The organism is Flavobacterium sp. 9AF (genome assembly GCF_902506265.1).
Classification (GTDB): domain Bacteria; phylum Bacteroidota; class Bacteroidia; order Flavobacteriales; family Flavobacteriaceae; genus Flavobacterium.
The window spans coordinates 36,117-53,375 of record NZ_LR733625.1 but is presented as its reverse complement, the minus strand read 5'-3'; the positions used below and the strand labels follow the sequence as shown (position 1 = coordinate 53,375).

Below are 17,259 nucleotides of genomic sequence, written 5' to 3'. Positions count from 1 at the left end.
AAATCATTTTTATTAATATCTAGAATTTTATTTTCTAAAACAACTCTTCCTTGACAATCAATAATAGAATAAGCATCTATTGGTTCACTATCAGATGAAATATATAACAATTCCTTAGCAGGTATTGGGTAGACTAAAAATTGTTTATTTAAATAAGATTCTGAATTTAAAGACATCTGATCAAGTCCAGAAATTATTAAACTATAATTCTGACTTCCTGAACTTAAATTTCCTTTGTGACTTACTGTTAGAGTATAAGTACCAACTGCATTATCTATATCAACACGTTCAAAAATATCAACATCATTAGTTGTAATATTTGTAGCCTGATTAAAAAATGAATTTTTATCTAAAGACCAAGGATAATAATCTACACCATTTTTTGTTAGCTTTAAATCTAAATCATTAACTAGATAAGTTACATCAGGATCAACTGTTGAGCTATTAACCGAATTAGATGCAGGATCAGTCCAGCAAATAGAAACTTTAATATTTGAAGGGTTGCTAATTGAAAAACTTCTAGTATAAGTTGAGCTATTATTTAACAACAATTCATCAATTATTGCTTTATTAAGACTTTTATCATTAATTATTGATGCTGCTTCTTTAACATCTACTAAACCCCAACCATACTCATAATCTGGACCAACATAATAACCCGCTTCTTTTGCACTGTGCATAATAAGTCCCTTAAGAGTTGATGAACGCATAAAATTAGAGTTCAAATTATTATAATGTTGTTGTAGCAGTAAACAAGCACCTGCAACAGCTGGTGAAGCCATTGACGTACCTTGATAAGTATCATAAGAATTATCACTTGTTGAAACACTTGAAAAAACACTTACACCCTTAGCAACAACTTCAGGTTTTATTCTACCATCATCAGTAGGGCCCCAACTACTAAAACTTGACATTTGCACACTAGATGGACTTGTATAATTAACAACGTTTGCAACAGCTCCTACAGTCAAAGAATTTTTTGCATTATTCATTCCTCTTATCAAATCATAACCAAACTTATTTGAATTATGATTTGCTATAATAGTATTAGCATTACTATTTCTATCGTTACCAGCAGAAACTACCGGAAGATAATAAGGTGCTGCATATGTTAACTGATCCATTTGTTTAGCTCTTATATCATAAGCTCCTAATATCCAAGTACCTAAATTACTACCAATCCAATATGAATGATTTGAAACCAATAAACCTGTTGATGCTTCATTAGCCATTTCAGTGTAGTCATTAGTCCAATCATAAGATTTCCCATTAGCTTGAAAAGCAATACCTCTAGCATTGCTATTAGTACCATTTGCTAAAACTGTTCCCATTACATGAGTAGCGTGATCTGAATAATCAATAAAATCAAAAATATTGACTCTTGCATTTGTAAATTCTACATGTGTCTCTCTTGCTGGACCACTATCCCATACTCCTACAGTCATACCTTGCCCTTGAACATTTAATCCTAAAATCCCACCATTATAAACATTATTAGCACCAATAGTAACAGAGGAACCTAAATTTGTAGTTTCCATATATGATATATTTCCTTCACTATCTACATCATAAATTTCTTTTTCAACACCATCAACAATAAACCTTCTAGATATTGGATTAGATTTCAAATAAACATCAATTCTTTTTTGCCTTTCTAAATATTCTTCATTAAATGATTTTTTAAGTTCACTCAACTTATCTATATTAGTTAGCTTAATAATTTTTTGTTTATCATCTTTGGATTGTGCATTTATAAGGCAAGTAAAATGAAATAAAACCAAAATTATAAAGTGTATTTTTTTTAACATATTTTTTTTTTGAGGTTAATGCTACAAAAATACTACTTTTAATCTAAAAAAAACAATTTGAAAAATATTTAACATTAATTATAATTTAAAAAAAATTGCCTCTTAAAAAAGAGGCAATAAAATAAAATATTATAATCTATTTAATTTATAGTAAAATTTCCTGAAACTGAAGAACCAAAATTGCCTCCTCCACTAAATAATACTGTTCCATCTGTAAGAGTTAGAGCAAAAGATCCTGGTGAATTCAAACCATCCCCATAAGAATCATTCATAACAAATGTATAATTCCCAGGTGTCAAACAAAATTGTTCGTTATATGAAGATAAACCATCTGAATAACCCGCAGAAGTTGCAATAACACCAGAAGAATTAGACAAAGTCCAACTAATTTCACTTGCATAAGAATCAAAAGCAATATTAAAATTCACCCTAGTATCAGTACAACCTCTTTGTATAGATATAACATGATTATTTCTATTTGACAAACTATACAACGAAGAATCAAAAACTAAAACTAAATCTTTAGATCCTGAATTTGGCAATGCTGCATAACTACCAGAATTAATTCTAAGAGTAGCAGTAGTTTCTCCAGCAGGAATTATAGCACTAGATAAATCTACTGAATACATATTTGCAGTTGCATTTGAGAAAGAACTTATAGAAATAGGAATTAATCTATCTTGATTCGATTTAGTAGTACTACTAAAAACAACATCAACGAATGAAGAACCTGTAGGATTAACTTCAAGTACGGATGTAAAACTATTAAAAAGAAAAGCTTCTTGAGGCCCTTCAAAAGTTTTATAATTATCATCTTCATTACTACAACTAGATAGTAAGAGCGATAAGCATAAAATCATAATTTTTGTTACACTTATTTTTTTCATTTTTAAAATTTTTATGTAAATGATATATAAATTATACACTAATATCCTGGATTTTGTTGAATTGAGACATTACCAGCAATCTCTAACTGTGGAATTGGTAGAGTAAATCTATAATCTGAAACTGGTAATGTTAAAGGCAATGTCAAAAACTGATCATCAGTTACATTTCTATCAATCCCAGGAACACCAGCTAAAACAGAAAGCCTTTTAATATCTATATACCTATGACCTTCAAAAGCTAATTCTTTTCTTCTTTCTAATAAAATATCAGCCCAAGCTTGTTGAGAATTTGCATAAACTGGTAAAGTTTGAGTTGTTCCTCTAGCAGATCTAATCGATTGAACTCTTGTAGCTGCCTCTACTAAATTAGGAGTAGCACTACCAACTTCACACTCAGCAATAATTAAAACCATTTCAGAAGATCTAAATAGTTTTAAATCGTTTCTCAAAGGCTGACTTGTTTTACCTGGATATTTATTTATTGGCAATATATCATTTTCAACATAATTAATATCATTTAAATAATCAGGGTTAATTACTGCAGTTGCATCTACCCAAGTTATTCTTCTTACATCATTAGGATATTGATCATAAAGATTAAATAAATTTCTTCCCATATCTAAAAAGCATCCACCAGTTGCATTAGTTACATTAAAATACCATGTACTAGCAATATTAGACCAAGTTCCTCCTGAAGGACGAGAAGCTGCAAAAATAATTTCACCTTGTCCTGAATCGCCCCAAGAACTAAAATATTGATTTTGGTTTGTTACCAATGGACGTAAAGCTAAAGCTTGCGTAGCATATTGTTTGGCTAAAACATAATCTTTTCTATATAAGTACATTCTTGCTCTAATTGCATTGACAAGATTAGGTGTTACAAACTTATAATCAGTAGTAGGAAGCAAATTATTTTGAGCGAACAATAAATCTTCTTCCATTAAATCATAAATAAGCTGATTAGTTACTCTTAATCTAGGTTCATTAACTAAAGGATTTTCTGAAGTTTCTGTAAGAATCACTCCTAAAGAATTTGGATTAGAAGGGTCTACAGAAAAGTATGATACCAACTGTAAATAAGCATACGCTCTTAAAGTTCTAGCCTCAGCTATTATAGCATTTTTTTGAGCAGTTTCTAAAGCATTTGTTGGAGTTACTAACTCAGAATACTCAAGCAACCTATTACATCTATTGATTAATGCATATTGAGTATTCCACAAAGCAGCAGGTTCTGCAGAATTAGCATTTAATTGAAATCTATGAAGTTCAATCGCTTGCCCTCCATTATCTGGCCCAATTCCTACCTCGTCAGTAAAAATACTTGTAAAAGCAATCTCATTTGTATTATTCACTCTTCCGTAAATATCTCCATTTAAGTACTCTCTTAAATTAGCAACAGTTTTAATGGCATTTTCAGGATAAATTTCACCATCCTGAACTATATCTAATGCATCACTACATGATGCAATAAATAAAGAACTAAAGCCTAAGATTAAAATATTTTTTAATTTTTTCATAATAATTATTTTTAAATTTAAAACCCTATACTAGTACCAAAAGATATCGTTCTTGGGTTTGGAAAGTTGGTAACTGAAGATGCAGTTATAGCTTCAGGATCAAAGCCTCTCCATTTTGTCCACGTAAGTAAATTCTCTCCTTGCACATAAACTCTTAAACTAGATATAGGTGAATTATTAAGTAATTTTTTAGAAAAATTAAAACCTAAATTCACATTTTTAAGACGTAAAAAAGAAGAATCATATAAAAATCTATCAGAACCAATAAAAACATTATTGTTGGTAGCTTGTAAAGAAGGTACGTCAGAATTTGCATTAGAAGGTGTCCACTGGTTTAGAAAATCAGCAGTTACATTTTCTGATCCAATAAAGGCAGGATTTGAAGCCCATCTAAACTGGTTGTCAATTCTCCAAACATCAACCATATATGAAAACAAAGTATTCAAATAAAATCCTTTATAATCTAAATTAAAACCAAATCCTCCTTGATACTTTGGTAAATTACTTTTACCAGTTGCTCTTCTATCTCTTGCTTCATCAGGAGTCTCTGTTAAATTTCCATTTCTATCTAAGTACAATAAATTCCCATTTGCCTGATTAACACCAACATAAGGAATTAGATTCCATTCATTAAGTATATTACCTACCTGTCTTAAATTTGAAACACCACTTTGGTCTGTTTCTGCCAATTGTAATACCTCATTCTTATTGTATGCTCCATTAGCGAATACAGAAAATTTAAAATCATCCTTTCTAACAATATTATATTTCAGTAATAATTCAATTCCGTCATTTCTCAATTCTCCATTATTACCCGCGATTGTGTATCCAAAACCAACAGAAGCAGAATTTGGAATAGAATTAAATAAGTTAGTTGTTGTCTTTCTATAAACATCCAAATTACCTTCTATTTTATTATTAAGAATTATAAAATCTAATCCTATGTTTGCTTGAGAAATCTTTTCCCATTGCACTGGAGTATTTGCAAACTGACCATATAATAAAGAACCCGGTATATTATTATAACCTGTTCCTGATGCAGCTAATTCTCTAATTAGATTATTAGATGTCAACAAAGAAGGAAAACCATAATTTGCAGCAGAAATATTTTGATTTCCATTAGTTCCGTAAGAAGCTCTTAATTTTAACATATCAAATGTAGAACCTTCCATAAAATCCTCTTTGTCAATATTCCAACGACCAGAGACAGACCAAAAAGTACCCCAACGATTGTCTTCAGAAAATCTATAAGTACCATCTCTCCTTAGAACGCCACTAAAACCATATTTTTCTAAGTACTCATAATCTAAAGTACCAAATACTGATAGTGTTCCTCCGGTAAGCTTAGCACCATTTACAGTAGATATATATGAGTTAGGAGTAGATGGATTAAATGCAACATAACCAGTACCAGCTCCAGGAACATAGTTTAATGGATTCAAACCATTTTGTCTTGAACCATGACCTTCATAATGTGCTTTTGTATACTCCATAAAAGCACCTAAAGATAAATTATGCTTTTCTTTAAAGATTTTATTATAATTAATACTTGAAATATTAGTAAATGTTAAATCATTAAAAGTTGATTGGTCTTCAAAACCTCCAAATTGTTCACCTCTACTAGACGCGACAACAATCGCTAAATAAGATGTGGGTGCCCTAGCAAATAATCTACCATATTGTTTAAAGTCAATACCTGATCTATTTCTTACTGTTAACGAAGGAGTTAACTTATAAGAAGCACCAAGATTTAAAATAGCTGTTTTATCTGTAAATGTACTAGGAAGAGAACCTTCTCTTAATATATCCTGTAATACATAAGTATCATTTGCTCCTGAAAAATCAGTTCCAATACCCGCAAATAATTCTGCTCCAGTTGCATATGGAGAAGTAGGTAAATATGGTAATCCTGTTAAAGCTCCATGTAATGGATTTTGTATCGAATTATTATCAATATTTCCATTAGTTTCTTGATCTAATTGATTTCTTTTAGAATAACCCAAAGCAACTTGAACATCGTAATTAAAACGATCATTATCACTTTTACCATTTATATTATTTCTAAAAGAAAAACGTTGAAAATCCGTAGTAGGAACTAAACCTCCTTGCTTGAAATATCCTAAAGTCGTTTGAGAACTAATATTCTTACCTCCAACTGAAACACCTAAATTGTGTTGAGTAAGAACATCTACATTGAAAAACTCATTCAACCAATCGGTTTCAGTTGTATAAGCAGCAATTTCAGCATCAGTCATTGATGCACCTAAACCAATGCCTCGTAATTTTTCAATAGTTAAGGCCTCTTTTGCATTTGCAAGATTATATTTATTTTTTGGCAAAGTATTAAAACCTGTAACAACATCATAAGTAAATTTTATGCCCGTCTCAAACTTAGCATTTTTTGTTGTTATCAAGATTACACCGTTAGCACCCTTGTTACCATAGATAGATGTACCAGCAGCATCTCTTAAAACAGTTACAGATTCAATTTCATTTTGGTTTAAATTTCTAAATTGATTAGAAGTTGAAGGTATCCCATCAATTACCAATAAAGGATCTGTATTACCATTAATTGAAGAAGCACCTCTTATAAAACCATCAAATTTTGCAGAACCTGGTGAACCTGAAGATGATATTAAAGTCAAACCAGGAGCAGTACCTTGTAAAGAAGCTAAAACAGAAGCATTTTGTCTATTTTCAATTGTTTCTGTGCTAACTATTGTAGAAGCAGATGTTGTAGTAGCTTTTGTTTTTGTTCTATCATAACCTTGAACAACAACCACTTCTTTCAATTCAATTCCTTGTTTAAGTAAAACATTATAAGAACTTGCAGCACCCACTGTAAATAGTGAATCTTCCATCCCTACATAAGAAACAACTACAATATCTCCTTGACTAGCTTTGATAGTAAAGGCCCCATTAAAGTCTGTAGTAGTACCTTTATTAGTACCTTTAACAATTACATTAGCTCCTGCTAATGGTCCTAAAGCATCTGAAACGACACCTGTAACAGTTTTCTCTTGTGCGAACGAAAACTGCATTGTAAACGCCACTAAAAGCGCAAAAATCCATTTAAACTTCGATCTCATATTATTTTTTTATTTGAGTTAGTTATTTCGCAAACTTCTTAATAATTTCTTAAATAACCAAATAATACTTCGGAATATTACTTTTTTAAAATGTTAAATATTTAATCATAAAAATTAAAATAACTAATCAATCTACTTTTTTAGATGAGAAAAACTCAAAAAGGTTGCGTTTAAAATTATATTTTTGTGAAAAACTCAAAATGCTAATCAAAGGTTATCAAAACTTATTAATTGAATGTGGAACAGATGAAGCAGGAAGAGGATGTCTTGCTGGACCCGTAACAGCTGCAGCTGTTATACTTCCTGAACATTTTGAATTGTCTTTCTTAAATGATTCTAAACAATTATCAGAGAAAAATCGTTTTAAATTAAGACCTAAAATTGAACAACAAGCCATTACTTTTGCTTTTACACATATATATAATCAAGAAATTGATGATATTAATATTTTGAACGCATCGATGAAAGCCATGCAAGAAAGTATTTTACAACTACAACCTCTTCCAGAATTTATTATAGTAGATGGTAATAGACCTATTTTTTCAAAATTAGGTTTAAAGAATAAGTTTGGAAAAATATTTACGGAAGAGGAGATTTCAACTTTAAAAAGAATTCCAAACGAAAGTATTATTAAAGGAGATTCTAAATATTTAAGTATTGCTGCCGCATCAGTTCTTGCTAAAACCTACAGAGATGAATATATGGATACAATTCATGAAGAATTCCCCATGTACAATTGGAAGAAAAACAAAGGTTACCCAACTAAAGAGCACCGAGAAGCTATAAAAAAATATGGCCCTTGTAAATACCACAGAATGAGTTTTAAACTCCTTCCAGATCAATTATGTTTAGATTTATAACTACAAACTGATTAAGAGGCTAAAATAAATTCATTTTCAAATAACACTTTAAAGTGTTTCAAGATTTTTTCTTTAACCAATGCTTCATCAACTGGAACATTTAATTCTGCATGCATAGAAGTAACTGCTTTTCCTTTAATACCACAAGGAATAATATTATCAAAATAACCTAAATCTGCATTCACATTCAAAGCAAATCCATGCATTGTAACCCAACGACTAGCACGAACTCCCATAGCACAAATTTTTCTTGCAAAAGGAGTTCCTACATCTAACCAAACACCTGTTTCTCCTTCACTTCTAGTTCCTACAATATTATATTCAGCTAAAGTCAAAATAATCGCTTCTTCCAAAAAACGTAAATATTTATGTATATCGGTAAAGAAATTTTCCAAATCTAAAATTGGATAACCCACAATTTGACCCGGTCCGTGATAGGTAATATCTCCTCCTCTATTAATTTTATAAAAAGTAGCTCCCTTCGCTTCCAATTGTTTCTCAGAAAGCAATAAATTTTCAATGTCACCACTTTTCCCTAACGTATACACATGCGGATGCTCCACAAAGAGAAAATAATTGGAGGTTTCAATAGCTGTTTCTTCTCTTCTATTTTGTATTTTTTGATCTACTATTTCTTTAAAAAGAATTTCTTGGTAATCCCAGGTTTCTTTGTAATCTTTTTTACCTAAATCCTGAAGTTTTATTTTCTTATTCATAAAATTGTACTTTAAAACTTAAATCTTCTTGATTCTCTAAATCATCTAGTAATACTTCATAAGTAAACGATTTTTTATCTTCACTTATTTTTGCATTTTTTAAAGAAACCGATTTTATTTTCTTTGGAAAAGTATATTTCATAACATACGAACATTCCTTTAATGCTCCTTTAAGTTGCTTTGAGAATTCATCCTCTCCTAACTCTTCATTATCAGACAATTTCTTCTTTTCTTTCTTTTTCTTTACTTTGGAAACAATTTTCTTTTCAAAATAACGCTCATTATAAGTATAAGTCGTTTCGTAGTTTTCCTTATCGTCATCTGCTTTATCTGCACCCATAGCTAAACTCTTATCCATTTTTGACAAAGCACCTATACTTTTAAAAGGGTTCATATCTTTAGACATCGCTTCAAAAGAAGGCAACTTCATGCCCATTTCATAAAGGAAAATATCTTTTGATTCATCGACTTTCATATGAATATCAAAATCGGCTAAAAACTCTAATTGCGTTCTAACACTATCTGGCAGCTTTGCAATGCTATCTTTATGTTCCGCTAACAACGCTTTGAAATCGAGAACTGTATCATATACTTTTTGATTTTGCTTCTCTTCTCCTTCTTTTTTTCCTAATTTTAACATAGGCGAAAAATCGAAACCGTATTTTAAATCCACTTCATTCAATTCATTGACAACTATTGTTTCTTGAATTTTACAACTCACTAAAACAGAAAAAACACCAATAAGAAAAATTATTTTTTTCATTTTTACAAATTTGACACAAATATACGAATACTTTCCCGTATAGCCCTGACAGAAGTGACATCCTTTTTTGCATTTTAACATCTCCTTTTAATAACAAAAAAGATAGAACGAATGGCAGGAAAATAGTTGGCAAAAACAAGACAAACCTTCGCTCCAAATAAAATGCAAACTTTTGAAGTTTTATACTTTTAAACTTTTAAACTAATACTTATCTTTGCACGCTTAAAAAGAATTTATATGCAACTTTCAGAACAAGAAATCATTAGAAGAGACAAGCTTACAGCTTTGCGCGAACTTGGTATCAACCCTTATCCTGCAGATTTATTTCCTGTAAAAGAAACATCGAAGCAGATTAAGGAAACTTTTGAAGAAGGTAAGAAAGTTGTAGTGGCTGGACGCTTAATGAGCGTGCGTGATCAAGGTAAAGCGGCTTTTGCTGAATTACAAGATAGTGAAGGACGTATTCAATTGTATTTGAATCGCGATGTAATTTGCCCAGACGAAGACAAAACATTATACAATCAAGTTTTCAGAAAATTAACCGATTTAGGTGATTTTATAGGAGTTGAAGGAGAATTATTTACTACGAAAGTGGGTGCAATATGTATTCGTGTAGAAAAACTCACTTTTTTAAGTAAAACATTACGCCCTTTACCATTACCTAAAACGGATGAAGAAGGTCATATTTTTGATGCTTTTGTGGACCCAGAATTGCGATACAGAATGCGTTATGTGGATTTAGTAGTAAACCCACAGGTGAAAGAAGTATTTGTTAAGCGTACCAAATTATTTAACGCCATGCGTAGTTTTTTTAACAACGCTGGTTATATGGAAGTAGAAACTCCTGTATTACAAGCGATTCCTGGTGGTGCTGCTGCAAGGCCTTTTATAACTCATCACAACAGTTTAGACATTCCATTATACATGAGAATTGCTAACGAATTGTATTTAAAAAGATTAATTGTAGGTGGATTTGACGGTGTGTATGAATTTTCTAAAAATTTCCGTAATGAAGGAATGGACAGAACGCACAATCCAGAATTTACCGCTATGGAAATTTATGTAGCTTACAAAGACTACAACTGGATGATGGAATTTACCGAAAATCTATTAGAATATTGCGCATTACAAGTTAATGGAACAACTGAAGTTACTTTTGGAGACAAAAAAGTAGATTTCAAAGCGCCTTATGCTCGTGTTACCATGACCGATGCTATCAAACAATTTACTGGTTTTGACATTACAGGAAAAACGGAAGCAGAATTATTTGAAGCTGCCAAATCTATGGGAATAGAAGTAGATGAAACCATGGGCAAAGGAAAATTAATTGATGAAATATTTGGTGAAAAATGCGAAGGCAATTTTATCCAACCTACATTTATTACCGATTATCCAAAAGAAATGTCTCCTTTATGTAAATCGCACAGAGATAATCCAGATTTAACCGAACGTTTTGAATTGATGGTTTGTGGAAAAGAGATTGCCAATGCCTATTCGGAATTAAATGACCCTATTGACCAAAGAGAACGTTTTGAAAACCAAATGGCTTTAGCTGCAAAAGGAGACGATGAAGCCAACGGAATTATTGATGAAGACTTCTTAAGAGCGTTAGAATATGGAATGCCTCCAACTTCTGGTTTAGGAATTGGCATGGATCGTTTAATGATGTTTTTAACGAACAATGCTTCGATTCAAGAAGTATTATTCTTCCCGCAAATGCGACCAGAGAAAAAAGGTCCGGAATTAACGGAAGATGAGAAACATATTATTGAACTTTTAAAAGCTAACGAAGGAATCTCAATAGGTGATTTAAAAGAAAAAGCAGGTTTAAGTGGTAAAAAATGGGATGCCGCAAGCAAAGGTATCGTGAAACACGGCTTAATGAAAATTAAAGTGGAAGGCGATGCAAAAATTGCAGAGTTTTTAGGAAAGTAATTAAACAATACATTTATAAAGACCTTTTTAAGGTCTTTTTTTATATCTTTATAAAAAACAATTACATGAAAAAACTTTTCTTATCTCTCCTTATTTTTCTTTCATTATCTTGCCTATGTTTTTCGCAAAATCCAACTTTTAAATGGAATGAAACTTCTACTCCTATTGAAAATGAATTAAATTTTAATATTCAACATTTTTTTGATGGTAAACGTGTGTTTTTTGTAAAATCTAAATACAATGAAAAAATTTTCAACAAAGATGTTTTTGTAGATATTTATGATTCTCGTGATGATTTTGAAAAAGATGATGCAGATTTTTCTGTTGGATTAGAACAGCCCGTAATGGGAAAAAACCCTAAAACAGTTAGTTTTTTATTTCATTTGATTGATAAAGATTATGTCTATTTTCTTACTGAATATAACAATAAAATTAAAGAATATGAACTTTCGACAGAGACTGTCAACTTTGATACTGGAACAAAATCTGAAAATGTTTTTATCGCAAAGATGTCAGCCAAAAATATGTTCAACATAGGTGACTTTTTTGTAGCACAATCTGAGAATAAAAAGTATTACGGTTTGGTTTCAAGACCTTTGGGGGACAAAAAATTAAATGAAAATGCGACCCTAATGATTTTAGACACAAATTTTAAAATTGTAAAAACCTTAGATTATTCATTCAATTTTACAACAAAGCAATCTTTTGACATCAACTTACATGTAACTAATAATGGAAATCTTATTCTTATTAGAGAAATAGATCTCCCAAAAACTAAGGCATATAAATCTCTATTTTATTGGAATTCTTCAACCAACTCAGTTAACGAACATAGCCTAAAACAAGATTTAGACTATCCATTAACACAGTTTAAGTTTAAAGAAAATGATTCTGAAACTTATTTTTTAGGCACAATTAGTGATGGAAAAAACAAACCAATTGTAGATCTTGGTGGTGCATTACCTGAAGGAAATCCTGTTGTAGGATTTCATTATATAAATTTTAATAAAGATGGAGAAGTTAAAATAAATGAAAAAATAAAATTGGAAAGACAAAGAAATTTAAATTTTGACAATATTATTTTAGAAAATAGAAAATTATGGGTTTTATTTAATGAAATTTACAAAGGAACAAAAAGATTACCTTCATCAGATCCATCACAACCGCTTAATTATAATTATGAATATTCTTATATTTCTACAGGCTTTTCTGTAATAAAATTGGACTTACAAACTGGGAAGTTAGACTGGTTCACAAGAATAAACAACGAAGAGCCGAAATCGTTAAATGATAATGGTGATTTTTTAAAATACCTTCCTTTTTTTAAAAATAATCAATTACATTTAATATATAATGATTCCAGAGATATTAATCATAATACTAAATATTTTGTAAAAGATAGTAGGTTTGTAGTAATGAGTACCATTAATGAAGAAGGTGCAATTGTTAGCACTAAAGATATTCAGAATTCTGGAGTGGGTAAAAAACATGATTTCTGTTATGAATTGGATTTATCTTTCGCTTTACCTGTTAATGAAACCACCTACATAGTAAGATCTAAATGTGGCAATAATTCAAGATTTGGTTATTTATCGTTTTAAAAGAAGTCGGAATTTAAAAATTCCGACTTCTTTTTTTACAAACTATAATTGAAATGGATACTCCATCTATAATTAGCTTCTACATTTCCGCCTGTTAAATTTTGATGAATGGGCAACATGGCATTGGCTCCCAAAGAAAATCTTTCTTTACCCATTTCAAAACCTATTTTCCCAAACAAAATATCACCTTCAGTATTTCTGACTTTTTGCTGGTGTTGGTAATTACTTCCATACTCTTCTCCTGCAAAACCCAATTGTGGCACAAAAGAAAAATTTTCGTTAGCTACAACATAAAAAAAAGTGCCACCATAATTGAATTGGTTTCCAAAACGGTAGTTTTTTTCATTCTCTGTTTTAATCGTATAATTCAACATTCCATTGAAACCGATTTGTTCTTTTCGCAATATATATTCTGCTGCTACAACATAATCCCAACTTCCAGTTCCTAATTGGTAACTTGGATTAACGCTTCCATTGTTTAATTCATTGTATTTTCCTGTTGGGATTTTCACACCACCACCAAGTAAAACATGATGTTTAAAAGGTAAGGAATCATTTTTTGTTTTTACAATCGAATAAAACCCTAAAGCCGTAAGGTCTCCTACACCAGAAATAGATTGGTTACCTGTATTTGATTCTCGATTATGAAATTGATACGGTAAAAGCAAAGAAAGCTGAATTTTAGAAGTAACTGGGATTCTTCCCCAAAGTTGAAGGGTGTTAAAATTTTCGGCATACCAAGGGGAATTACTATACAACCCATCTGTATTTTGATAGGATTGATAAAAATAGCGGACTCCAACAAAATTAGGGTTTAACATTGAAGAAAAACCCATACTTCCTCCACTTGCAGAACAACCGCAAGCATCACAATCGTCTAATAATTTGTAATATTTTTTAAAAGGATTTTCCAAAGCCAAGCTATCTTTTTCAGTAGCATGAGTTATTGAAAAACCCATTATTATAAATAACATTATTTTTTTCATTCGTATGTTTTTTTTAAAATTCTGCAAAACGAATATCCGTTAAAAACGCGTTATCGGTTAATGTTTTTAAGAAAACGATAATTTTTACTTTTTCATTGTTTGTTAAGGGAATTCCTAAAACGCCATTTTGGTTTAGACTAGCATCCAAATTTTGTGTATTTACAACTCCATTAGCATAATGATTTAAAACAGCTTCTAATGTAAAAAAACGACCATCGTGCATGTAAGGTGCTGTTTTTTCTATATTACGTAAACTAGGCACTTTAAACTTATATTTATCTTCTTCTAGTTCTGTTACACGATACCTTCCATTATCTTGAATTTGAGGATTAATAGACAACCCATTGTTACGAAACGAGTTATCAGTAAAAATATCGGTAGCATGACAACTCGCACATTTTTGATTAAAAAGAGCATAACCTTCTAATTCCTCAGAAGTAAGTTCTCCACCTGATTCATTTCTTCTATATTTATCAAAACGCGAATTAGAAGAAGTTAGCATCGTCATAAATTGTGCTAACGCTTTTAACATGTTTTCACTGTTAATGGCACCATCATCAAAAGCTTGCTTGTATAATTTTTTATATTCTGTATCATTTTGCATCATCGTAATAATATCTACAATATTTCCATTCATTTCTAATTCATTAGAAATAGGAACCATAGATAGCAATTCGATATGATTGGCTGCACCATCCCAAAAAAACTGGGTTTGATAAGCCATATTTTGAATTGGTGGTGCATTGCGTGTTCCTATTCCTTCTCCCACCCCATGACTAAACGTATGACCGTGATGTGTAAAAGCATTTTCTTGGATATGACAAAATCCACACGCCACCACACCATCGGAAGCCAATCGACCGTCGTAGAAAATCTTTTTACCTAATTCGAATCCTTTTTCTGTTAAAGGGTTGTATTCCATATTGTAAGCCAAAGGTGGAAAATTACTAGGTACTTGATAGTCTATGGGTATATTTTGATATTCCGAATCTTTATCGGAACTACAGCTTATGAATAACTGTAAAACTGCTACTATTACTATTTTTCTCATTATTTAGGATTTTAGCCCTGATCGAAAGGAATAGCCCACAGGGCGTATCGTTATATTTTCTTATTTTTAAAAAGCGACCTAAGAAGCTCTTTTAAAAATTGTAGAAAATAAACGATACGACCGAGGACTAGTACTGTAAAGCAGGAATAGCTACTATATACAATTAATCATTATGTACATGATGTACTTCAAACATGTTGGGTACATTGTTAGCCATTATATTTTGGACTTTGGCACCACCCATAACCATGCCACCTTCTTCAAAATTAACAACAGTAGTGCCGTCAATAATATTTTTTAAATTCGCCATAATATGAATTTGAGGTGTAATTGTAGTGCGTACTAAAGCCTTCTCTGGTAAATTTAAACTCACTTGAGCATAATTATAGATATAACCTGTTTTTCCAGTATGCACCATAAAACTGGCATCGGTAAATGTAGTTGAAGTATAGGTTCCTTCAAATTTAACAAACTTATATCCAGCTGCCCAAGACCAAGTCATTCCTAAGCCTTGTGCTGTTTCCCACATACCGCCTTGACCGTTAGACCCTGCATTAAATTGTTCTTGATCTACGCCTATCCCGAAAGAAATTTTAGTATAATTAGCTGCAGGAATATTAGGCAAAGAAAGTAAAGTACTAGCAGCATCTGCTTCGTTAACAAAGAAATAGCTATCCGATTTTGGCACTGTATAAGTAGTGCCATCTTCTTTGGTTAGAACAATATTACTTACGATATAAATGGCATTAGTAACTTTTACAATTTCCCCATTAGAGTTTGTATAAGATGTATTAAAGGCAAAATCTGCATCGCCATAGATATTATCAAATTCTATTTTTAACGTGCCTTCACCAGAAACTATTTGTGCATCATCATCATTTGAACAAGAAAATAAGGATAAGGTAGCAACCAAGAAGATTGCCATATTTTTTAATTGAAATTTCATTTTTATTTTATTAAATTTTAAACATAAATTAATTGTTCCAAAGTGAAAACTTCAGAAATTTTGAACCTAAAAGTTCGCTGATTTGTATGTACAAACCAGTAAATAATAAAGTTTAAAATTGACTACTTGGAGGGTGGAAAATTGAATATTCAGCAACAGATTGATACAAATTGTGATAGAAATCGACTTTTTCTTTTTCAAAGAGAAAATTATGAAAAAGTATATTCAATCGTTCTATTTCATTACAAAACAAAACTTCTGTATCTTGAGATACATTTTTTTTGTTAGATGAGATAGGTTTTTCTGTTTCAGAAGCTTTAGCAAGCTCTTTGGCTAAATGACACTTACCATTACATTTTAGTTCCGGTTTAGCTACATTTTCACATAATTCTGTTGCTATATATTCATAATTAACAATATAATCCAATACAGGAATTACTGGTCGTACCAGTATAAATAATGCTAAAAGGAACATTGCTTTTTTCACTTTGCAAATATAGATACTTATGCTTTAAAAGAATTATGATAAAACTCATTTTTTTTAAAAGATTAAACCTTTTTTTAAATTAATTATCTAATGTATATAAACATTAAAAAAATTAGAATTATGAAAACAATAATGTTAGCATTAGTTTTAGCTTTTAGTACAATTACTATGGCTCAAAACAAAGAAATGAAAAAAGAAAAGTTAAGTACTGAAGAAAAAGTAGCGAAACAGTTAGAAAAAATGTCGACTGATTTAAATTTAACAGAAGAACAAAAGCAAAAGATTAAACCCATTTTAGAAGATCAGGTTAAAAAAAGAGAGGAGAAAAGAGAAGACATTAAAGAAGCAAGAGAAAAACAAGAAAAAAAGAATCGTGAGGAAAGACAGAAAATGAAGAAAGAGATGGAAGAAAATCAAGCCAATTATAAAAAAGATTTATCTAAAATTCTTACTCCAGAACAAATGGAGCAATGGGAAAAGAATAAAGACGAAAGAAAAGAAATGGTGAAAGACCACATGAAAGAAAGAAAAAGAAACAAGAACTAAATAAAATGAGTCATTTTTTTTGGAATAAAGCTAAAATTAATTTAGATTTGATACCACAAACCATAAA

The 17,259-nt window shown here is 30.8% G+C and carries 14 protein-coding genes; 4 read left to right on the top strand and 10 right to left on the bottom strand.

Annotated elements, in window-relative coordinates:
- The 4 genes from HALO113_RS18765 to HALO113_RS18750 all read right to left on the bottom strand — a co-directional run.
- Nucleotides 1-1,808: S8 family serine peptidase (locus tag HALO113_RS18765; protein WP_159780676.1), on the bottom strand; the 1,808-nt coding region annotated here is incomplete at its 3' end.
- Between the two features lie 140 nt (nt 1,809-1,948).
- On the bottom strand, nt 1,949-2,695 hold the full coding sequence (locus tag HALO113_RS18760; protein ID WP_159780675.1) for a hypothetical protein: 747 nt from the start codon (nt 2,693-2,695) through the stop codon (nt 1,949-1,951).
- Nucleotides 2,696-2,733: 38 nt separating this feature from the next.
- The gene (locus tag HALO113_RS18755) at nt 2,734-4,212 is read right to left on the bottom strand and encodes a RagB/SusD family nutrient uptake outer membrane protein (RefSeq protein WP_159780674.1); all 1,479 of its coding nucleotides are present in this window, start codon (nt 4,210-4,212) and stop codon (nt 2,734-2,736) included.
- A gap of 17 nt (nt 4,213-4,229) precedes the next feature.
- A complete protein-coding gene (locus HALO113_RS18750) occupies nt 4,230-7,301 on the bottom strand; it encodes a SusC/RagA family TonB-linked outer membrane protein (protein ID WP_159780673.1) in 3,072 nt (1,023 codons plus the stop codon).
- A gap of 200 nt (nt 7,302-7,501) precedes the next feature.
- On the opposite strand from HALO113_RS18750, the gene HALO113_RS18745 reads away from it, so the two are divergent.
- Complete coding sequence (locus HALO113_RS18745; protein WP_159780672.1) at nt 7,502-8,161, top strand: ribonuclease HII; 660 nt, start codon at nt 7,502-7,504, stop codon at nt 8,159-8,161.
- A gap of 11 nt (nt 8,162-8,172) precedes the next feature.
- Here HALO113_RS18745 and lipB read toward each other — a convergent pair whose 3' ends face one another.
- Together lipB and HALO113_RS18735 are read right to left on the bottom strand one after the other, a co-directional pair.
- Nucleotides 8,173-8,877, bottom strand: a complete 705-nt coding sequence (gene lipB, locus HALO113_RS18740; RefSeq protein ID WP_159780671.1) for a lipoyl(octanoyl) transferase LipB — start codon at nt 8,875-8,877, stop codon at nt 8,173-8,175.
- Complete coding sequence (locus HALO113_RS18735; RefSeq protein WP_159780670.1) at nt 8,870-9,640, bottom strand: hypothetical protein; 771 nt, start codon at nt 9,638-9,640, stop codon at nt 8,870-8,872. The genes lipB and HALO113_RS18735 overlap by 8 nt, the downstream gene beginning before the upstream one ends.
- A gap of 237 nt (nt 9,641-9,877) precedes the next feature.
- Here HALO113_RS18735 and lysS point away from each other — a divergent pair, with 237 nt between their 5' ends.
- A complete protein-coding gene (gene lysS / locus HALO113_RS18730; RefSeq protein ID WP_159780669.1) occupies nt 9,878-11,575 on the top strand; it encodes a lysine--tRNA ligase in 1,698 nt (565 codons plus the stop codon).
- Between the two features lie 65 nt (nt 11,576-11,640).
- Nucleotides 11,641-13,176 (top strand): hypothetical protein, encoded by a 1,536-nt coding sequence (locus tag HALO113_RS18725; RefSeq protein ID WP_159780668.1) that lies wholly within the window; start codon nt 11,641-11,643, stop codon nt 13,174-13,176.
- A 35-nt stretch (nt 13,177-13,211) separates the two neighbouring features.
- On the opposite strand, the gene HALO113_RS18720 is transcribed toward HALO113_RS18725, so the two are convergent.
- From HALO113_RS18720 to HALO113_RS18705, 4 genes are all read right to left on the bottom strand, one after another.
- Entirely contained in the window at nt 13,212-14,162 is a 951-nt protein-coding gene (locus HALO113_RS18720) for a transporter (RefSeq protein WP_159780667.1), read from the bottom strand.
- A 13-nt stretch (nt 14,163-14,175) separates the two neighbouring features.
- On the bottom strand, nt 14,176-15,213 hold the full coding sequence (locus HALO113_RS18715; RefSeq protein WP_159780666.1) for a cytochrome-c peroxidase: 1,038 nt from the start codon (nt 15,211-15,213) through the stop codon (nt 14,176-14,178).
- Nucleotides 15,214-15,376: 163 nt separating this feature from the next.
- Nucleotides 15,377-16,159 (bottom strand): MbnP family protein, encoded by a 783-nt coding sequence (locus HALO113_RS18710; protein ID WP_159780665.1) that lies wholly within the window; start codon nt 16,157-16,159, stop codon nt 15,377-15,379.
- A gap of 112 nt (nt 16,160-16,271) precedes the next feature.
- Entirely contained in the window at nt 16,272-16,646 is a 375-nt protein-coding gene (locus HALO113_RS18705; protein WP_236554812.1) for a hypothetical protein, read from the bottom strand.
- Between the two features lie 120 nt (nt 16,647-16,766).
- Here HALO113_RS18705 and HALO113_RS18700 point away from each other — a divergent pair, with 120 nt between their 5' ends.
- Entirely contained in the window at nt 16,767-17,192 is a 426-nt protein-coding gene (locus tag HALO113_RS18700) for a Spy/CpxP family protein refolding chaperone (protein WP_159780664.1), read from the top strand.
- Nucleotides 17,193-17,259: the final 67 nt, after the last annotated feature.